At 43.0% G+C, this 18,320-nt stretch carries 22 protein-coding genes; 18 read left to right on the top strand and 4 right to left on the bottom strand.

Annotated elements, in window-relative coordinates; translation table 11 throughout:
- Positions 1-32 precede the first annotated feature (32 nt).
- On the top strand, positions 33-614 hold the full coding sequence (locus DW125_RS00585; RefSeq protein WP_021860880.1) for a hypothetical protein: 582 nt from the start codon (positions 33-35) through the stop codon (positions 612-614).
- Between the two features lie 165 nt (positions 615-779).
- Here the strand turns inward: DW125_RS00585 and DW125_RS00580 are convergent, their stop codons facing one another.
- Positions 780-1,097: a YbjQ family protein gene (locus DW125_RS00580; protein ID WP_021860879.1), complete on the bottom strand. Its 318-nt coding sequence runs from the start codon at positions 1,095-1,097 to the stop codon at positions 780-782.
- 137 nt (positions 1,098-1,234) lie between these two features.
- Positions 1,235-2,035, bottom strand: coding sequence for a 4-hydroxy-tetrahydrodipicolinate reductase (gene dapB, locus DW125_RS00575; protein WP_117536791.1), 801 nt, complete (start codon positions 2,033-2,035; stop codon positions 1,235-1,237).
- Positions 2,036-2,202: 167 nt separating this feature from the next.
- On the opposite strand from dapB, the gene arcC reads away from it, so the two are divergent.
- The 7 genes from arcC to DW125_RS00540 all read left to right on the top strand — a co-directional run bounded on the left by arcC (position 2,203) and on the right by DW125_RS00540 (position 6,168).
- The gene (gene arcC / locus DW125_RS00570) at positions 2,203-3,132 is read left to right on the top strand and encodes a carbamate kinase (RefSeq protein ID WP_021860877.1); all 930 of its coding nucleotides are present in this window, start codon (positions 2,203-2,205) and stop codon (positions 3,130-3,132) included.
- 61 nt (positions 3,133-3,193) lie between these two features.
- Entirely contained in the window at positions 3,194-3,379 is a 186-nt protein-coding gene (locus tag DW125_RS00565) for a ferredoxin (protein ID WP_021860876.1), read from the top strand.
- 169 nt (positions 3,380-3,548) lie between these two features.
- Positions 3,549-3,788: a PRC-barrel domain-containing protein gene (locus tag DW125_RS00560; RefSeq protein ID WP_117537098.1), complete on the top strand. Its 240-nt coding sequence runs from the start codon at positions 3,549-3,551 to the stop codon at positions 3,786-3,788.
- 79 nt (positions 3,789-3,867) lie between these two features.
- Entirely contained in the window at positions 3,868-4,329 is a 462-nt protein-coding gene (gene nrdR, locus DW125_RS00555) for a transcriptional regulator NrdR (protein ID WP_021860874.1), read from the top strand.
- A gap of 68 nt (positions 4,330-4,397) precedes the next feature.
- Positions 4,398-5,132 carry a tRNA pseudouridine(38-40) synthase TruA gene (truA, locus tag DW125_RS00550; protein WP_021860873.1) on the top strand — a complete coding sequence of 245 codons (735 nt, stop codon included), beginning with the start codon at positions 4,398-4,400 and terminating at the stop codon, positions 5,130-5,132.
- Positions 5,133-5,147: 15 nt separating this feature from the next.
- Positions 5,148-5,903 (top strand): exodeoxyribonuclease III, encoded by a 756-nt coding sequence (locus tag DW125_RS00545; protein WP_117536790.1) that lies wholly within the window; start codon positions 5,148-5,150, stop codon positions 5,901-5,903.
- A gap of 19 nt (positions 5,904-5,922) precedes the next feature.
- On the top strand, positions 5,923-6,168 hold the full coding sequence (locus DW125_RS00540; RefSeq protein ID WP_021860871.1) for a TM1266 family iron-only hydrogenase system putative regulator: 246 nt from the start codon (positions 5,923-5,925) through the stop codon (positions 6,166-6,168).
- Between the two features lie 70 nt (positions 6,169-6,238).
- Here the strand turns inward: DW125_RS00540 and DW125_RS00535 are convergent, their stop codons facing one another.
- Complete coding sequence (locus DW125_RS00535) at positions 6,239-6,883, bottom strand: PduL/EutD family phosphate acyltransferase (RefSeq protein ID WP_021860870.1); 645 nt, start codon at positions 6,881-6,883, stop codon at positions 6,239-6,241.
- A gap of 247 nt (positions 6,884-7,130) precedes the next feature.
- On the opposite strand from DW125_RS00535, the gene glnA reads away from it, so the two are divergent.
- The 6 genes from glnA (at position 7,131) to crcB (ending at position 12,780) form a co-directional block, all read left to right on the top strand.
- Positions 7,131-8,462, top strand: a complete 1,332-nt coding sequence (gene glnA, locus DW125_RS00530) for a type I glutamate--ammonia ligase (protein WP_117536789.1) — start codon at positions 7,131-7,133, stop codon at positions 8,460-8,462.
- 47 nt (positions 8,463-8,509) lie between these two features.
- Positions 8,510-9,058, top strand: coding sequence for an ANTAR domain-containing response regulator (locus DW125_RS00525; RefSeq protein ID WP_021860868.1), 549 nt, complete (start codon positions 8,510-8,512; stop codon positions 9,056-9,058).
- A gap of 14 nt (positions 9,059-9,072) precedes the next feature.
- Entirely contained in the window at positions 9,073-9,930 is an 858-nt protein-coding gene (dapF, locus tag DW125_RS00520) for a diaminopimelate epimerase (RefSeq protein ID WP_117536788.1), read from the top strand.
- A gap of 66 nt (positions 9,931-9,996) precedes the next feature.
- On the top strand, positions 9,997-11,214 hold the full coding sequence (locus DW125_RS00515; RefSeq protein WP_117536787.1) for an LL-diaminopimelate aminotransferase: 1,218 nt from the start codon (positions 9,997-9,999) through the stop codon (positions 11,212-11,214).
- A 6-nt stretch (positions 11,215-11,220) separates the two neighbouring features.
- On the top strand, positions 11,221-12,384 hold the full coding sequence (gene fliB, locus DW125_RS00510; protein WP_117536786.1) for a flagellin lysine-N-methylase: 1,164 nt from the start codon (positions 11,221-11,223) through the stop codon (positions 12,382-12,384).
- 30 nt (positions 12,385-12,414) lie between these two features.
- Positions 12,415-12,780 (top strand): fluoride efflux transporter CrcB, encoded by a 366-nt coding sequence (crcB, locus tag DW125_RS00505; RefSeq protein ID WP_117536785.1) that lies wholly within the window; start codon positions 12,415-12,417, stop codon positions 12,778-12,780.
- On the opposite strand, the gene DW125_RS00500 is transcribed toward crcB, so the two are convergent.
- The gene (locus DW125_RS00500) at positions 12,736-14,076 is read right to left on the bottom strand and encodes an MATE family efflux transporter (protein ID WP_117536784.1); all 1,341 of its coding nucleotides are present in this window, start codon (positions 14,074-14,076) and stop codon (positions 12,736-12,738) included. The genes crcB and DW125_RS00500 overlap by 45 nt on opposite strands.
- Before the next feature lie 292 nt (positions 14,077-14,368).
- Here DW125_RS00500 and DW125_RS00495 point away from each other — a divergent pair, with 292 nt between their 5' ends.
- From DW125_RS00495 to DW125_RS00480, 4 genes are all read left to right on the top strand, one after another.
- Positions 14,369-15,247: an N-acetylmuramoyl-L-alanine amidase family protein gene (locus DW125_RS00495; RefSeq protein WP_330411760.1), complete on the top strand. Its 879-nt coding sequence runs from the start codon at positions 14,369-14,371 to the stop codon at positions 15,245-15,247.
- Positions 15,248-15,359: 112 nt separating this feature from the next.
- Positions 15,360-16,154, top strand: coding sequence for an HAD family hydrolase (locus DW125_RS00490; RefSeq protein WP_117536783.1), 795 nt, complete (start codon positions 15,360-15,362; stop codon positions 16,152-16,154).
- Between the two features lie 39 nt (positions 16,155-16,193).
- Positions 16,194-16,697 (top strand): transcription elongation factor GreA, encoded by a 504-nt coding sequence (greA, locus tag DW125_RS00485; protein ID WP_117536782.1) that lies wholly within the window; start codon positions 16,194-16,196, stop codon positions 16,695-16,697.
- 119 nt (positions 16,698-16,816) lie between these two features.
- Positions 16,817-18,286 (top strand): sodium-dependent transporter, encoded by a 1,470-nt coding sequence (locus tag DW125_RS00480; protein ID WP_117536781.1) that lies wholly within the window; start codon positions 16,817-16,819, stop codon positions 18,284-18,286.
- Positions 18,287-18,320: the final 34 nt, after the last annotated feature.

The following is an 18,320-nucleotide window of genomic DNA, read 5'->3' as shown; positions in this document are numbered from 1 at the left end:
ACATAAATAACTGCGAAAGATGAGGGGAAAGTATGATAGAGACAGGTGTTGTAAATGGAAGATTCCAGGTATTGCATTTAAAGCATATGGAATATATTCTGGCGGCAAAGATGCGGTGCCGGAAACTGTATATCGGGCTTACGAATCCGGACGGGAGAATGACCGGCGATTCGGTAAATGATCAGAACCGATCCACAAAAGCGGCAAATCCGCTGACGTATTTTGAACGTTATGAGATGATAAAAGGTGCCATGCAGGAATTTAAAGTCCCTGAGCAGGAATATGATATTCTGCCGTTTCCGATTAATTTTCCGGAATATATTGCAAATTATATGCCGGAAGATGCGACGTATTTTATGGGACTCAGTGATGCGTGGGATGAAGAAAAATATAAGATCCTGCGAAGCTTGAAGCTGGATGTAGAAGTTCTCTGGCGAAGAGAAGAAAAAGACCGCGGAGTCAGTGCTTCATGGGTGCGAAGCTGTATTGCCATGGATGAAGAATGGGCGCATCTTGTCCCGAAGAGCGTGTATAAGTATCTGACGGAAACACATCTCGTGGACAGGATCAAGCATCTGGAGAAAATCCGGATCGAAGAGAAAATGGTGCTGTAAAAATAGCAGAAAAAAGTATTAAAAAATAGAAACAATATTGGTAGATAGTGAAAAAGCATTAATAGTTAAAAAACGCCTGCCATTTGCAATATATTTCACTGGCACCGAACATTCAGACCATTTGTGGATATATCAATATAACAGGATGGCAGGCGCTTTTTGCAACTACTCTTCTACGAATTTTACTGCAGTTCCGTAAGCCATGATTTCAGCAGCACCCTGTACGACAGTACTGGATGCATAGCGGATATTAATGACGGCGTCGGCACCGCATTTTTCGGCTTCTTCGCTCATGCGCTTTGTGGCGATGGCACGGGCTTCATTCATCATTTCTGTATAAGAAGTAAGTTCACCGCCTACAAGTGTCTTAAAGCTGTTTACAAGGTCTTTTCCAAAATGTACAGACTGGATCATATTTCCTTTTACAAGTCCGATCATTTCAAATTTCTTTCCGGTTATATAATCTGTGTTTACTAATATCATAAATAAAATCCTTTCTGATTAATGTTAAGATGTTAGGGGAAAATCCTGACATCTTGTTAATTAAATTGTCAAAGTAGTTACGGATGACCTATGGCAGTCGTTATTACAGATAAACCGCCAGACTGACCCGAGCCGGACTAGCTCAGATGCAGGACATCCTTAATGGTATAATATCCAGGACCTTTATTAGCAAGATACGCTGCGCAGTCGCAGGCGCCTCTTGCGAAACATTCCCAGTTGTAGCAGTGGTGAGTGATTTCCAGACGTTCTCCCATGCCACCAAAGAATACAGTGTGGCTACTTGGAATATTGCCGGCGCGCAGAGAATGATAACCGATTGTTCCAGGTTCTCGCGGAGAAACTCCTTCCCTGCCGTATACAGCGATATCGGATAATTCTTTGCCAAGTGCATGTGCCATGGTCTCACCCATTTCTTTGGAAGTACCGCTCGGTGCATCTTTCTTCCACTGATCATGCATCTCAAGAATCTCAATGTCCAGTTCTTCCCCAACTGTCTTTGTGATAAATTCCAGAACTTTATTCATGACATTGACGAGTTTGGAAGTGTTGGCTGCATAGAGCATTGGAATAGAAGAAGCAGCATCTTCAAAACGTTTCATCTCTTCGTCGGAGAAACCGGTAGAACCGCAGACCAGACCTTTTTTATGTCTGATGGCAAGATCCAGAACTTCCATAGCCATCTCTTTAGTAGAAAAATCGATGATCACATCGCATTTGTCAATAACGGATTCGAGATCATCTACAACCGGAACGTGCAGTTCTTTTCCGACCATTGCGACAGTTCCGAGATCTGTTCCGATGTAATCGCGCCCTTTTGGACCGATACCGGCAACCAGTTCCATGTCATCACGGGAGGCTGCAACCTGTGTGATCAATTTGCCCATTTTCCCTCTTGGGGCTGTTACGATAACTTTCATAAATGTAAACTCCTTTCGTATACGTTTTCAACACGTACCGGGAAATCCCTTTTAATAATTTCAGTTTACCACAAAAGACGAGCAGGAGTTGCATTTTTTTCAGAAAGAGGCTATAATTCTTTTTATAATCTTGAGAGGAAATTTACAGAAAATAAGAGGTATAGAGCATGAAGAAAAGAGTAGTCGTTGCGCTGGGACATCGTGCCCTTGGTACGACCTTGCCGGAGCAGCAGGAAGCAGTTAAGAAAACATCAAAAGTAATCGCGGATCTGATCGAGGACGGATATCAGGTTGCCATTACACACAGCAACGCACCGCAGGTAGGTATGATCCATACAGCGATGAACGAATTTGGAAAAGTACACGAGAACTATACAGCGGCGCCAATGTCTGTATGTTCTGCCATGAGCCAGGGCTATATCGGATATGACCTTCAGAATGCGATTCGCGAGGAACTTTTAAACAGAGGCATTTACAGAACAGTCAGCACGATCCTGACACAGGTAGTTGTGGATCCATATGATGAAGCATTCTATACACCGACCAAGATCCTTGGACGTTATATGAATGTGGAAGAAGCAAATGAGGAGCGTAAGAAGGGTAATTATGTAGTAGAGGAACCAGGCAAAGGGTTCCGCCGCATCGTGTCTGCACCGAATCCGGTACGCATTGTAGAGATTGATGCGATCAAGGCTCTTCTGGATGCAGATCAGATTGTTATTGCGTGCGGTGGTGGTGGTATTCCGGTTCTGGAACAGGATAACCATTTGAAAGGTGCAAGCGCTGTCATTGAGAAGGATCTGACTGCCGGAAAGATGGCAGAGGATACACAGGCAGACGAGCTGATCATTCTGACGAGTGTAGATCAGGTGAAAATTAATCTCGGACGTGACAATGAAGAAGCACTGGGCGAGATTTCCGTAGAAAATGCGAAGAAATATATGGAAGAGGGACATTTCGGAGAGTATAATATGCTTCCGAAGTTAAGTGCTTCTGTTTCTTTCATTGAAAAAGGAGAAGGAAGAAGCGCACTCATTACTTCTTTTGATAAGCTTGGCGAAGCTTTAAAAGGAAAGACAGGAACTAAGATTTCTTAAGAAATTCGTTTAAAATGTCTGCAATCTGGTTATACTACCGGAAAAATGAAGGAGGTAACCGATGAAGGCAAGAGTGATGGATGGCTGCATTTCCTGCGGTGCATGTGTGACAACGTGCCCGGAAGTATTCTCGTTTGATGAAGATGGACTTGCGGAAGCATGTGGAGAAGTTGCATCGGAATATGAAGAAGCAGCAAAAGAAGCAAGAGATGACTGTCCGGTATCTGTGATTGATATTGTGGAGTAATAAAATGCGAAGATAAACTGGGGTATGGTGAAGAACTGTACTCCTGTTTTTGTTTATCGGGAAAGAACTTTCCTTATATATAAAAACGCTCCACCAGATGTGCACCTGTACGAATAAGCAGCGTGCTGCATATAATAAATATAAGAATAATACGAGTGGAAGTGTCAGTGTGCGTTTCAGTGAATTTCAGGAAAAAGAAGTGATCAATGCGTGTGACTGTTGCAAACTTGGATATGTAGAAGATCTGGTCATAGATGAGAAAAAAGGAAAAATTGAAGCAATCATTATACCAAAAGGGCGGGGGATCTGTAATTTTTTCTGTGAGGATGGAGAATACATCATTCCATTTGCCTGTATTAAACGGATTGGACCGGATATTATTCTGATTGAAATGCATGAAGAAAAGTAAAATGTTTCTTTTGATGTTTGACTTCTCTAAGAGCAACCGATATACTAAAAGATAGAATGTATGAAAGGAATTTAGTGTGATGAAATGTCCATATTGTGGTAATTCAGATACAAGAGTTATAGATTCAAGACCGGCGGAAGAAGGCAATTCTATCCGCAGACGCAGATCCTGTGATGCATGCGGGAAACGTTTCACGACTTATGAAAAGATAGAGACGATTCCGCTGATCATTATTAAAAAGGATGATAACAGAGAACAGTATGACCGAGGCAAGATTGAAAGAGGAATTTTAAGAGCTTGTTATAAACGTCCGGTATCGGCGGCAAGGATCCAGAAGACAGTGGAAGCTGTGGAGACACAGGTGTTCAGTCTGGAAGAGAAAGAGATTGCAAGCAGTACGATCGGTGAGATCGTTATGGATGCGCTGAAAGATTTGGACGAAGTTGCATATGTAAGATTCGCATCTGTATATAGGGAGTTTAAGGATGTGAATACATTTATGGATGAATTGAAGAAGATTCTGGATGGACAGGAACAATAAAGTTTTACAATATTCTGTACAGGATATAATATAGTGAGATGAGTACAAATAGACAGGGTGATTAGACTATGAGAACATATAAATTAACGATTTCCTATGATGGAAGCAGGTATCAGGGATGGCAGCGGCAGGCGACGACAGACAATACGATCCAGTTTGTACTGGAATGGAGCATTGGCAAATTAGTCGGATACCGCGTGCGTGTAGACGGTTCGGGGAGAACAGACGCCGGAGTACATGCAAGAGGTCAGGTGGCAAGTGTGAAGCTTTCCAAATTGTATGATCCACAGGAGATGAAGGATTCGTTGAACCGTTATCTCCCGGAGGATATCCGTATCGTGAAGGTGGAACTGGTGCGAAATGGATTTCATGCCAGAAAAAGTGCCAAAGGCAAGAAATATGAATATTATATTGACTGCAGAGAAAAACCGGATGTATTTTCCAGAAGATACTGCTATCATTATCCGGAAAAATTAGATATAGAAGCGATGCGTGAGGCCGTGCCATATCTGCTGGGACCGAAGAACTTTACAAGTTTTACGGATGATAAGGATTGCAAAGATCCGATCCGCAAGATCACCAATATCAAGATTGTAAGTTCCGGTGAGAAGGTGCGTATCACTTTCTATGGAACTGGATTCTTATATCATATGGCACGTATCTTGACAGGTACTTTGCTGGAAATCGGTACCGGCAAGCGTGAGGCATCGATGCTTCCGGTTGTGATTGCGGCAGAAGACAGAAGCCTTGCCGGATTTCTCGCGCCAGCCAGAGGTCTGTTTTTAAGAAAAGTGTATTATTAGAAGGAAAACGAACAGATGAAATGTATATCATGGAATGTAAATGGAATTCGTGCCTGCGTAAAGAAAGGATTTCTTGATTTCTTCAAAGAAGCGGATGCAGATATTTTCTGTATTCAGGAAACGAAGATGCAGGAAGGACAATTAGATCTGGAGCTGGATGGATACGAACAGTACTGGAATTATGCCGTGAAGAAAGGTTATTCCGGAACGGCGGTATTTACAAAAGAAAGGCCCCTTGCTGTTACTTATGGCATGGCAATTGAAGAACACGATCAGGAAGGCCGTGTAATCACACTGGAGTATGAGGATTTTTATTTTGTGACAGTGTATACGCCGAATTCACAGAGCGAACTGGCAAGACTGGATTACAGAATGACATGGGAAGATGATTTTCTCGCTTATCTGAAAGGGCTGGAAGAGAAGAAACCAGTGGTTTTCTGTGGGGATCTGAATGTTGCACACAAAGAGATCGACTTGAAGAATCCGAAGACGAACCGTAAGAATGCCGGATTTACAGATGAAGAACGTGGAAAATTCACAGACCTTCTTGCAGCAGGATTTACAGATACATTCCGTTATCTGTATCCGGATGTGGAAGGAATTTATTCTTGGTGGTCTTACCGTTTCAGCGCAAGGGCAAAGAATGCAGGATGGAGAATTGACTATTTTTGTGTATCGGACTGCCTGAAGGATAAGATTGAAGATGCGAAGATCCTGACCGACGTTATGGGATCGGATCATTGCCCAATCGAACTGGACATTGCATTATAGTGAAGAGAGGAAGAGACGGATGGATAGTCGTGTATCTGTAATCAGCATTATTATAAAAGATGAAGAGGCAGCAGTAACGGTGAATGAACTGCTTCACGAATTTAGAAATTATATTGTCGGAAGAATGGGCATTCCGTACCGGCAGAGAGAAGTGTCGATCATCAGTGTGGTGCTGGACGCGCCGGGAGATGTGACAAGCTCTCTTTCCGGAAAACTTGGAATGTTAAAAGGAGTCAGTGCAAAGACACTGACTGCAAAGTTGTAAACACGACGATTTGAAAATTAGAAATATTTAGAATGCAGTGATGGAATAATAAAAAGAGCGGAATCACCGGCTACAGCCGGTTGATTCCGCTTTGTAATTCGTCTGCCCATTTCTGAAGATTGTATGTACGTCCGCCAAATAATTTTAAGATGACACCGGTTGGGTGTTCATGTCCGGCAAATGCATTTGCTTCGTCTGTATCGACGTGCATGGCGAGTGCAAAGTCCGGGTGTACACGGACAACAACATCAGCAAAGATCAGAGAGCGTTCAAAACTCTCCATAATGACGAACACTTCATCTTTGTCTTTGACATTTAACTGGACTGCCTGCACTGGAGTCATGTGGATATGGCGCTTTGCAACAATCACACCGTGATCGAGTTCAATCTCACCGGCAGGACCGAGCAGCGTGCAGCCGGGTGTGCCCTTCGTATCGCCGGATTGACGGATGATGCCCGGAATGCCGAGCTTTCGTGAATCAGTCATGGAAATCTCCACCTGTGTCTCATTACGGAAAGGTCCAAGCAGAGCAACATTTTCAAATGTTCCTTTCGGACCTTTGATCGTAACGCGTTCTTCACAGGCATACTGACCAGGCTGGCTCAGATCTACCCGGTGGGTGATCGTTTTCCCTTTCCCAAATAAGTGTTCAAAATCTTCCTGGCACATATGGATGTGTCTTGCGCTTGTTTCGATTGGTATTGCAAGTCCCATAGTATCTGAGCCTCCTTCTATTATCTGCATTAATTTTTATTCATAGCCATTTTCTGAAAACCTTATTAGAAATATTGTAACAGAGTGCGTTCGGTTTTTCAATCAAAAGTATCAACAACGACATTTTTCGTTGACAAAGAGGGCTTTTTTTTCTATAATTTTTAACGAGGTAAAGCAATGGCGTTTTCATCTAAGGCATGAGAACGCCCATTTTTACATACAGCAGTAAATGCAGGAGGTGCATATAATGAATAATTATACGCGTGAAGATATTTTACAGATGGTAGAAGAAGAGGATGTGGGATTCATCCGGCTGCAGTTTACCGATATTTTCGGAACATTGAAAAATGTAGCGATCACTACCAGCCAGTTGGAGAAAGCGCTGAATAACCAGTGCATGTTTGACGGCTCTTCCATTGAAGGCTTTGCAAGGGTGGAAGATTCGGATATGTATCTTTATCCGGATCTGAATACATTTGAGATTTTTCCGTGGAGGCCACAGCAGGGTAAAGTTGCAAGACTGATCTGCGAGGTGCATAAAGCAGACGGAACACCATTTGAGAGCGATCCGAGATATGTACTGAAGAAAGTGATCGAAGAGGCAAAAGAGATGGGATATCAGTTTAACGTCGGGCCGGAATGTGAATTTTTCTTATTCCATATGGATGATGACAGTGTACCGACAACGATTTCCCATGAGCGAGCCACATATTTTGACCTTGGACCATTAGATTTCGGCGAAAATGCGAGACGTGACATGGTATTGACAATGGAGGATATGGGATTTGTCATCGAGGCATCTCACCACGAGATGTCGCCGGCACAGCATGAGATTGATTTCCAATATGACGAGGCGTTGTCTGCGGCAGACAATATCATGACATTCAAACTGGTTGTCAAGACGATTGCCAAGAGACACGGTCTGCATGCATCCTTTATGCCAAAACCGAAGTACGGAGAGAATGGTTCCGGCATGCATACGAACATGTCATTAAGCCGGGATGGTGTGAATGTATTTTCAGACAGTTCAGATGAGAAAGGGCTGAGTAAAGAAGCTTATTATTTCATCGGTGGAATTATGAAACATATCAAAGCGCTGACCTTTATTACGAATCCGATCGTGAATTCATATAAGCGTCTTGTGCCGGGATTTGAAGCACCGGTATATATTGCATGGTCAGCCAAGAACAGAACGCCATTGATCCGGATCCCGACGGCGCCGGAGGGTGAGGAGAGAATCGAGCTTCGCAGTCCTGATCCGTCAGCCAATCCATATCTGGCATTTGCAGTATGCCTTGCCGCTGGACTGGACGGAATCCGCAACAAGATCATGCCGCCAAAAAGCATTGACTGCAATATTTTTGAGATGACGGAAGAAGAGCGGGCGGCAGCTGGTGCAGAACTTCTGCCGAGAACGCTTCTGGAAGCAGCACAGGCATTTGAAGAGGACACTTATATTAAAAATGTGCTTGGCGATGATCTGACGGAAAAATATATCAAAGTGAAGACGGAAGAGTACATGAATTATCGTAATCAGGTGACAGACTGGGAAATCGCAAAGTACCTGCATGTCATTTAGGCACCCTTAGTAAGAATAAAAATGAGACGACTAAAGGAGGTGTCAGCATGATAGGTATTATTGTAGTATTTCCAAAGAAGGAAAATGCAATTAATATCCGGAATCTGCTGGTGCGAAATGGAGTAAATGTTACCGGAGTGGCGACAACGGGGGCACAGGCAATGCATTATGCGGATACTGTGGATGAAGGAATTGTCGTGTGTGGTTACAAATTAAAAGATATGATGTATACGGATCTCAGAGAATATCTTCCGGAAAATTTTGATATGCTGCTTGTCGCGTCGCAGGATAAATGGAGTGACGGACTGGTGCGGGGCGTGATGGGATTGTCGATGCCGATTAAAGTGTATGATCTGATGAATACGATCGAGATGATGCTGACCGATATTGACAGGCGCAGACGGAAACGCAAGAAGCAGTTAAAAAACCGTGATCCGAAGCAGCAAGAGACAGTTAGAAAGGCAAAAGAACTGCTGATGGCACGTAACAATATGACGGAAGAAGAGGCACATAGATATTTGCAGAAAAGCAGTATGGACAGTGGAACAAACATGGTAGAGACAGCAGAGATGGTATTGAGCATTATGTCAGAGTAGAGGAGATATAGAAGATGGAATTTACAAAAATGCAGGGGTTGGGCAATGATTATGTCTATGTAAACTGCTTGAGAGAAACAATTAAGAATCCGGCGGAAGTATCGAAGTTTGTCAGTGACAGACATTTTGGAATCGGTTCGGACGGGTTGATTATGATCTGTCCGTCCAAGGTGGCAGATTTTGAAATGCAGATGTATAATGCAGATGGTTCCAGAGGTGAAATGTGCGGAAATGGCATCCGCTGTGTTGCTAAATATGTATATGATTACGGTCTTACCGATAAGACGAGCATTTCCGTGGAGACACTTGGTGGGATCAAATATCTGGATCTGACTGTGGAAGATGGCAAAGTAAACCTTGTGAAAGTTGATATGGGAAGTCCGCGCCTTGCGCCATCCCAGATTCCGATTGTGCCGGAGAATCCGGAAGATACAAGAATCATTGATGCCCCGCTTGAAGTAGAGGGAAAGACATATTATATGACAGGAGTTTCCATGGGCAATCCGCATACAGTGGTTTATGTAGACGATGTAAAAGGATTGGATCTTGTGAAAATAGGTCCGTCTTTTGAAAATCATAAACGGTTCCCGGAGCGTATCAATACAGAATTTGCACATGTACTGGACCGTAAAACGGTAGAGATGCGTGTGTGGGAGCGTGGTTCCGGTGAAACACTTGCCTGTGGAACAGGTGCTTGCGCTGTTGCAGTAGCCAGCATTTTAAACGGGTTGACAGAGAATCGGGTAACCGTAAAACTACTGGGAGGCGATCTGCTCATTGAATGGGATAAAGAAGCAGATAAAGTCTATATGACCGGACCTGCAAAGGTTGTATTTGACGGAGAGATCGATCTTACAGATATTGATGTATAATGCGTCACACATTGAATTCCAGAAACAATAAAACAATCAGTAAAGTCATAAACAGGAGGAAGAAAGATGTTTAAAGTAAATGAAGATTATTTAAAACTGCCGGGAAGCTATTTATTTTCCACAATTGGAAAGAAAGTACGTGCTTATCAGGAAGAGAATCCGGACAAGAGCATTATCCGTCTTGGAATCGGTGATGTTACACAGCCACTGGCACCGGCAATCATTGACAGCCTGCACAGTGCAGTAGACGAGATGGCACATGCGGAGACATTCCACGGGTATGCACCGGATCTGGGATATGAATTTTTGAGAAGTGCAATGGCAAAGAACGATTATCAGGATAAAGGATGTGATATCAAAGCAGACGAGATCTTCATTTCTGACGGAGCAAAATGTGACTCTGGTAACATTCAGGAAATCTTTGCCAAAGACAATAAGATCGCCGTATGTGATCCGGTATATCCGGTTTATGTAGATACAAACGTTATGGCAGGACGTACAGGAACTTACGATGCGAAGACAGAGACATGGAGCGATGTCATTTACATGCCATGTACAAAAGAGACGAATTTTGCACCGGAACTGCCGAAAGAAACACCGGATATTATTTATCTGTGTTTCCCGAATAACCCGACAGGATCTACCATTACAAAAGCACAGTTACAGGAATGGGTAGATTATGCCAATAAAGTCGGAGCAGTCATTATCTATGATGCGGCTTATGAAGCATATATTTCTGAGGATGATGTACCGCACAGCATTTATGAGTGCGAAGGTGCAAGAACCTGCGCGATCGAGCTTAGAAGTTTCTCAAAGAATGCAGGATTTACAGGTGTCAGACTTGGCGCAACGGTGATTCCAAAAGATCTGAAATCCGGAGATGTAATGTTGCATTCTCTTTGGGCAAGAAGACATGGAACGAAGTACAACGGAGCACCGTATATCGTACAGAGGGCCGGAGAAGCTGTATATTCTGAGGCTGGTAAAGCACAGTTAAAAGAGCAGATTGCCTACTACATGAAGAATGCAAAAACGATTAAAGAAGGCCTCAGAGATGCCGGATATAACGTATCCGGTGGCGTAAATGCACCGTATATCTGGCTGGAAGTTCCAAAGGGAATGACATCCTGGGATTTCTTTGATCATCTGTTAAAGGATGCCGGTGTTGTAGGAACTCCGGGATCAGGATTCGGACCAAGCGGAGAAGGATATTTCCGTCTGACAGCATTTGGCTCTTATGAAAATACAGTGGCAGCCATTGAAAGAATTAAGAAGATGGGCTAATTTATTATGTTATATACAATACCGGATTATTACCGGCAGTTTCACTGCGTTGCCGGAGCCTGTGAAGATACATGCTGCGCAGGATGGCAGATCGTAGCGGATAAGTCGGCGCTCAGGCAATATAAAAAAGTAACAGGAGAATACCGAAAGGAGATTCGTGCCGGTGTGGACTGGAAAGAAGGCGCTTTCCGGCAGGATGAGGAGAAAAGGTGTTATTTCCTGAATGAGGATAATCTCTGCAATATGTACACAGCACTTGGTGAAAAGGCATTGTGTAAGACGTGTAAGCGTTATCCAAGGCATATTGAAGAATTTGAGGGTGTCAGGGAAATGACGCTCTCTGTGTCATGCCCGGAAGTGGCAAAAATCCTGCTACAAAGAAAAGAACCGGTGCAGTTTCTGATTCATGAAGATGAGAAAGAAGAGTGCTGGGATGATGCATTTGATCCATTTTTATATTCCCTTCTGGCAGATGCAAGAACAATGATGATACGGATCCTGCAGAACCGTGAACTGTCATTAAATCTGCGCACCGGACTTGTGCTTGCAATCGCCCATGACCTGCAGATCCGGATTCAGAAGCAGGAAATATTTGACGGAGAAATGGTACTGGAAAAATACCGGACAGAAAAAGCAATGGATTATATAAAAGGACAGATCGCTAAGCTTTATACAGAAGAAGAGAAGCATAGGTTCTATGAATTTATGACAGAAACTTTCCGGGATCAGTACCGGTTAGAGAGACTTCGAGATAACTGGGAACCACATCTTTTGGAAGCAGAACAGTGGCTGTATGGAAAAGGTGAGGCTCACTACTATGAGCTTAGGAATGCGTTTGAAGGATGGATGGCAGAGAAGATGCCGGAATTTGAGATACAGAAAGAACAGCTTCTTGTGTATTTCTTAAGTACTTATCTGTGTGGTGCGGTTTATGATGGACATGCATATTCCAAGGCGCAGATGGCGGTTGTAAGTGTACTGCTTATGCAGGAAATTCTGATGGCGCAGTGGATAAAGAATGAAAAAGAGTTGTATTTTGAAGATCTTGTTGATACGGTATACCGCTTTTCAAGAGAACTGGAACATTCCGATCCGAATCTCAACCTGATGGAGCGTTTGATGAGTGAAAGACCGGTGCCGTGGTTTGCAAAGAAAGCTGCAGAAGAATAGAGTATAAATAAAGTTAGGAAGATAAGTAAATTGATAAATTGTTTATTTGTAGGTTTAGGTGGATTTATCGGAGCAGTCTGCCGTTATCTGATCGGTCTGCTTCCGGTTCAAAGTGAGAGCGGATTTCCATATAAGACGTTTTTGATTAATGTGGCAGGAGCTTTCCTGATCGGCTGCATTGCAACTTGTGCAGGAAAGCATCCGTCAGTGAATCCTCAGCTTGTGTTATTTCTGAAAGTTGGAATCTGCGGAGGATTTACGACATTTTCTACGTTTGCTTTTGAAACAACGGATCTGTTTCAGAGCGGACACACAGTGACAGCACTTGTATATGCCGTGCTGAGTGTAGTATCAGGCGTTCTGGCTGTGTTTGCCTCCCAGCTTCTGCTTCACTAGGAAGAAGAGACCGAGGAAAGATACAAGCAGTTCGGAGATCGGAAATGACATCCAGACACCGGTCATACCGAGAATATTTGCAAGTAATATAGATAACGGAACGATAATGAGCAGTCCGCGAGCCAGGGAAATGACCTGCGCCGGGACTGCTTTTTCAATGGATGTAAAGTAAAAGGAAAGCACGATATTGAATCCGGCAAACAGGATGCCGGCAAAATAAATGCGAAGTCCTTTTACGGCGATCTGCTGCAGAAGCGGGTTCTGTTCACTGTTAAATGCAGTGGTGATACCATCTGCGCCAAATAAAATTCCTGCATAAATAGTAACAGAAAGTGCCGCCATCAGAAAGAGTCCGTAGCGTCTGTATTGTAATGCATGCTGCCGTTCGCCGCGTCCATAGGCATGACTGATAAGTGGCTGGGTTCCCTGTCCGATACCAGTGAAAATGGCGATGACAACGAGAATGAGATTCGCAATCACACCATAGGCTGCAACAGCCGTATTTCCTTCAAGGCGCAGCATTAACATATTAAATACGATCATAACAACACCGGATGAAACTTCGGTTACGAGGGAAGAAAAACCAAGTGCAAGTGTCGAACCTGTAAGTGAAGCGGACAGTCCGGTACGGACAAAATGAAATTGATTTTTCCTGCGGATACGGTAAATGGACTGGATGAGCATACCGAAGAGTGGAGAACATCCGGTTGCAAGTACCGCTCCGAAGATTCCCATATGAAGCAGAAAAATAAAAATATAATCAAACAGGATGTTGGCAAGGCTGCCACCGACCATTGCATACATGGCGAGATGTGGAGCACCGTCATTGCGGACGAATGCCAGAAATACTTCATTAAATATAAATGCCGGAGCAAAGAGAAGAATGATACGCAGGTAGGTATACGTCATATCAAAGACTTCTGCATTGGCTCCAAGGATTCTTGCCAGGGGAGCAGCAAAAACAAGTCCCACACAGAAGAAAAATGTGGAAAATAAAGTGGCAAGAAGAATTGTATGTGTAAAAAATTTATTTGCATGGGCTGTCTTTCCCTGACTTTTGCTTACCGTATAGCGTGTTGCTCCGCCAAGACCGAGCATGAGTGCGCAGCCGTGGAGAAAATTATAGGCAGGAACTGCAAGGTTCAAAGCAGTCAGACCATCAGCGCCGACACCATTTGCGATAAAGAAAGTGTCAGCCAGTATATAGAGTGAAATTCCGAACATGCCAAGCACATTCAGACTGGCATAGCGGATAAACTGTCCGAAGATAGTAGGTGAAGTTTTAGTTACCTGCATAGTAATGTCCTTTCTGGTTAAATTACGGAAGTATGTATATCGTTCATTTTTGTGAATGTTTATAATGCTTATATTATATGTGTATATGTTCCTGCGGATTGCTCGTATTCTATACGTTTACAATCCACAAGAGTATAACAGAACAAAAATCTGTTGTCCAGAAGATTACACGGAGAAGAACTTGTAAATGAAACAACAGTAAATTATAATGATATCAGAGTTAAAAGATCTGAACCCATGTGAGCTTATATATAAGCGGGACAGGATCTCCCGGAAAGTGAGGAGTCAGCTTATGAAAATGAGAAAATGGATAATATCTGTACTGGCAGTGCTTCTCGTAATTGCGCTGGCAGGATGCGCGATAAAAGAAGAAAAAGCGAAACCAAAAAAAGCGCCAGAACCACTGGTGATCAATACAAAAGATAAGAAAAAAGATTACAGTGACAAAGAAGCAAAAGCCGCAGAAGCTGCAAAGAAAGCAAAAGAGGAACAGGCGAAGAAGGAACGTGCAAAGAAAAAGCAGGAAAAAAAGCGCCAGATGAATGGTAAACTTGTAGTGATCGATGCAGGGCATCAGGCGCGTGGCAACAATGAACAGGAGCCGGTGGGACCGGGAGCATCTCAGACAAAAGCTAAAGTTGCATCGGGAACAAGTGGTGTTTCCACAGGAAAACCAGAGTATCAGTTAACTTTAGAAGTTTCAAAGAAACTAAAAAATATACTGGAAGTGCGTGGGTATAATGTGAAGATGGTGCGCACAACGAATGATGTAAATATTTCCAATGCGGAGCGTGCAGAGGTGGCGAACAATGCGAATGCAGATGCATTTATCCGTGTTCATGCAAACGGAGCAGAGAACAGCAGTGCGAATGGAATGATGACGATCTGTCAGACGGCATCTAATCAATATAATGGCAGCCTGTATAAGCAGAGCAAGGCATTGTCAGAGGCAATTCTGGACGGTGCAGTGAAAACAACCGGAGCAAAGAGAGAACGAGTATGGGAGACAGATTCCATGAGCGGTGTGAACTGGGCAAAAGTGCCTGTGACGATTGTTGAGATTGGATATATGACGAATCCGGCGGAAGATCAGAAGATGTCTCAGGCAGACTATCAGAAGAAGATTGCATCCGGGATTGCAGATGGGGTGGATCATTATTTCGGAAAATAACTGCAGAGATAAATTTGCAAAATCTCTGTAAGATGGGTATAATGGGAAAGATTGTGAATACAGTCATTACTGAGTAAAAATAAGGGAAGAACAGGCAGGAGGAAGCGGAAAAATGGGAGCATTATTTTTCGATATAGATGATACGCTCTTAAGTGGTGTTACGAAGAAAGTTCCGGAGAGTGCACTGGAGGGAATCCGGAAAGTCAAAGAGAATGGGCATAAAGTACTGATTAATACAGGGCGGACGATATGCAGCGTTCCGCCGATTATTAAAAAGCTTGATGTAGATGGATTTTTATGTGGATGCGGAACCTATCTGATTTATAGGAATGAGGTGCTTTTTGAGAGCCATATATCTATTGAAGAAGGAAATCGTTATATAGATCTGATGAAAAAGTATCACATTGAAGGATTTCTGGAAGGAACGGATGACATGTATTTCTCAGAACGGGTAAGTCAGTGTGAACCCGTGGAAAGTACACGGAGATATATGGCGTCCATGGGGCTTGGCAGAGAGACAAGCATGGAGAAGAAGAATTTTGAATACGATAAATTATTGATCCATATTAATAAGAAAGATCCGAACTGCAGATATCAGGAATTTTTTGCATCGATTGAAGATGGCATAGATATCATTGATCGATTAAATGGGATGTATGAACTGGTGCAGAAAGGATATTCCAAAGCAACAGCGATTGAATTTATGAGACAGCATCTGGGACTTACGAAGGACGAGGTGTATGTGTTCGGCGACAGCAGCAACGATCAGTCTATGTTTGAATATGCAAAACATTCCATTGCAATGAAGAAGCACGATCCGGTGTTAGATCCATATACAGAGTATGTGACAGATACCGTTGAAAATGATGGTGTATACAAAGCAATGCAGCATTATGGTCTGATCTAAAGAAATAAAGAAGCAGATAGTAGAAAGAAGGTTGAAAACGTGGGTGAGCGTTTGACAGAAAGTGATGTATCCAAGATCAAAGAAGAGATTGAATACCGCAAACTGGTTGTGCGTAAGAAAGAACTGGAAGCGGTAAAAGAGGCAAGAGCACAGGGCGATCTGAGTGAGAATTTTGAATACAAGGCAGCAAAGCAGGACAAGAACCGGAATGAAAGTCGTATCCGTTATCTGGAACGTATGCTCAAACATGCGCAGATTGTTTCTGATGAGTCGAAAGCGGATGAAGTTGGCATTAATAATACAGTAGAAGTATATTTTGAAGAGGATGATGAGACAGAGACTTACCGGCTTGTGACAAGTGTGCGTGGCAATTCGCTGCAGGGACTGATCAGTATTGAATCACCACTTGGAAAAGCGATTCAGGGACATAAAGTTGGTGACCGTGTGTTTGTAAATACGAACGGTAATGCCGGTTATTATGTCAAGATCCAGAAGATTGAGAATACAACAGATGATTCGCAGGATTCGCTGAGAAAATATTAATATAAGCCATTTAACATGATGTTGAGGTTAAAAGATGCTATACGAATTGTTCCGTACTTCGTAGTTTTAGGCTTTTGATCCTGGCACCTTAACATATAAAGGAAAAGAGAGGGCAAAATATGAAACGAGAAAAATTCGGATCGCGTCTGGGATTCATTCTTGTATCTGCAGGATGTGCGATCGGTATTGGCAATGTATGGAAGTTTCCATACTTGTGTGGACAGATGGGAGGAGCAGCATTTATTCTGATTTATCTGGTATTCCTGTTGATCATGGGAGTGCCGGTTATGATCTGCGAGTTCGCCATCGGCCGCGGCAGTCATTTCAGTGTCGCCGCAGCATTTGAAAAACTGGAGCCGGAAGGAACAAGATGGCATATTTCCAAATGGATCGGCATTCTGGGAAGCTATCTGTTGATGATGTTTTATACGAGTGTAGGCGGATGGATGATGTATTACTGCTTCCGCAGCATACGTGGTGATTTTGTCGGAAACAGTGCAGAGGAAGTCGGTGCAAAATTCACAAAGATGCTTGCTGATGCGCCCAATATGGCATTCTGGACGATACTGATCTGTGTGATCGGATTTGCAATCTGCTGGTTTGGTATTCAGAATGGAATTGAAAAAGTATCAAAAGTTATGATGTCGGTATTGATGGTACTGATGATCATTCTTGCAGTACATTCTGTTTTCTTAAAAGGAGCCGGAGCCGGAATCCGTTTTTATCTGATTCCGGATTTCCGGAAAATGGCAGAAATTGGAATTGGAAATGTTATTTTCGGGGCGATGAGTCAGGCGTTCTTTACATTATCAATTGGTATTGGTGCTATGATGATTTTCGGAAGTTATCTGGAACGTAACCGGAGCCTTGCAGGAGAAGCACTCAGCATTACAGGACTGGATACATTCGTTGCACTGATGGCAGGATTCATTATTATCCCTGCATGTTTTGCATTTGGCATTGAACCGGGTGCAGGTCCGAGTCTGATATTTATTACCATTCCGAATATTTTTTCGCAGATGCTGGGTGGACAGGTATGGGGAGCGTTATTCTTCCTGTTTTTGACGTTTGCAGCATTTACAACGCTGGTAGCAGTATTTGAAAATATTATTTCTTTTGATATGGATCTGTTCCACTGGTCCAGAAAGAAAAGCGTAATTGTCAGTGCAATTTTGATTATTATACTGAGTATGCCATGTGTTCTTGGCTTCAATATTCTTTCTGGTATCCAGCCGCTAGGCGAAGGAAGTACAATTATGGATCTGGAAGATTTTATTGTTTCCAATAACTTCCTGCCACTTGGAAGTCTTGGCTATCTTCTCTTCTGTACGAGAGAGAATGGATGGGGCTGGGAGAAATTCCTGGAAGAAGCGAATACCGGAGAAGGAATCGGCTTCCCGAAGGGATTAAAAGGCTATGTAGGCTACGTGATTCCACTTCTTATCATCATTATTTATCTGAAAGGATATTATGATAAATTCAGCCCGCTTGGTACAACAACACTTGTAATCTGGATGGCAGTAGCTGTTCTGCTTCTTGGATTCGTGCTTTACTGTGCAGGTGGGAAAAAGAAAGAAAAGAATAAATAGAAATTAAAAGGTTTCTAATGAAATAATTTTACAT

The sequence above is a fragment of the Dorea sp. AM10-31 genome (genome assembly GCF_003435815.1).
Taxonomy (GTDB): Bacteria; Bacillota; Clostridia; order Lachnospirales; family Lachnospiraceae; genus Dorea_D; species Dorea_D hominis.
This window is presented reverse-complemented; position numbering and strand designations above follow the sequence as displayed.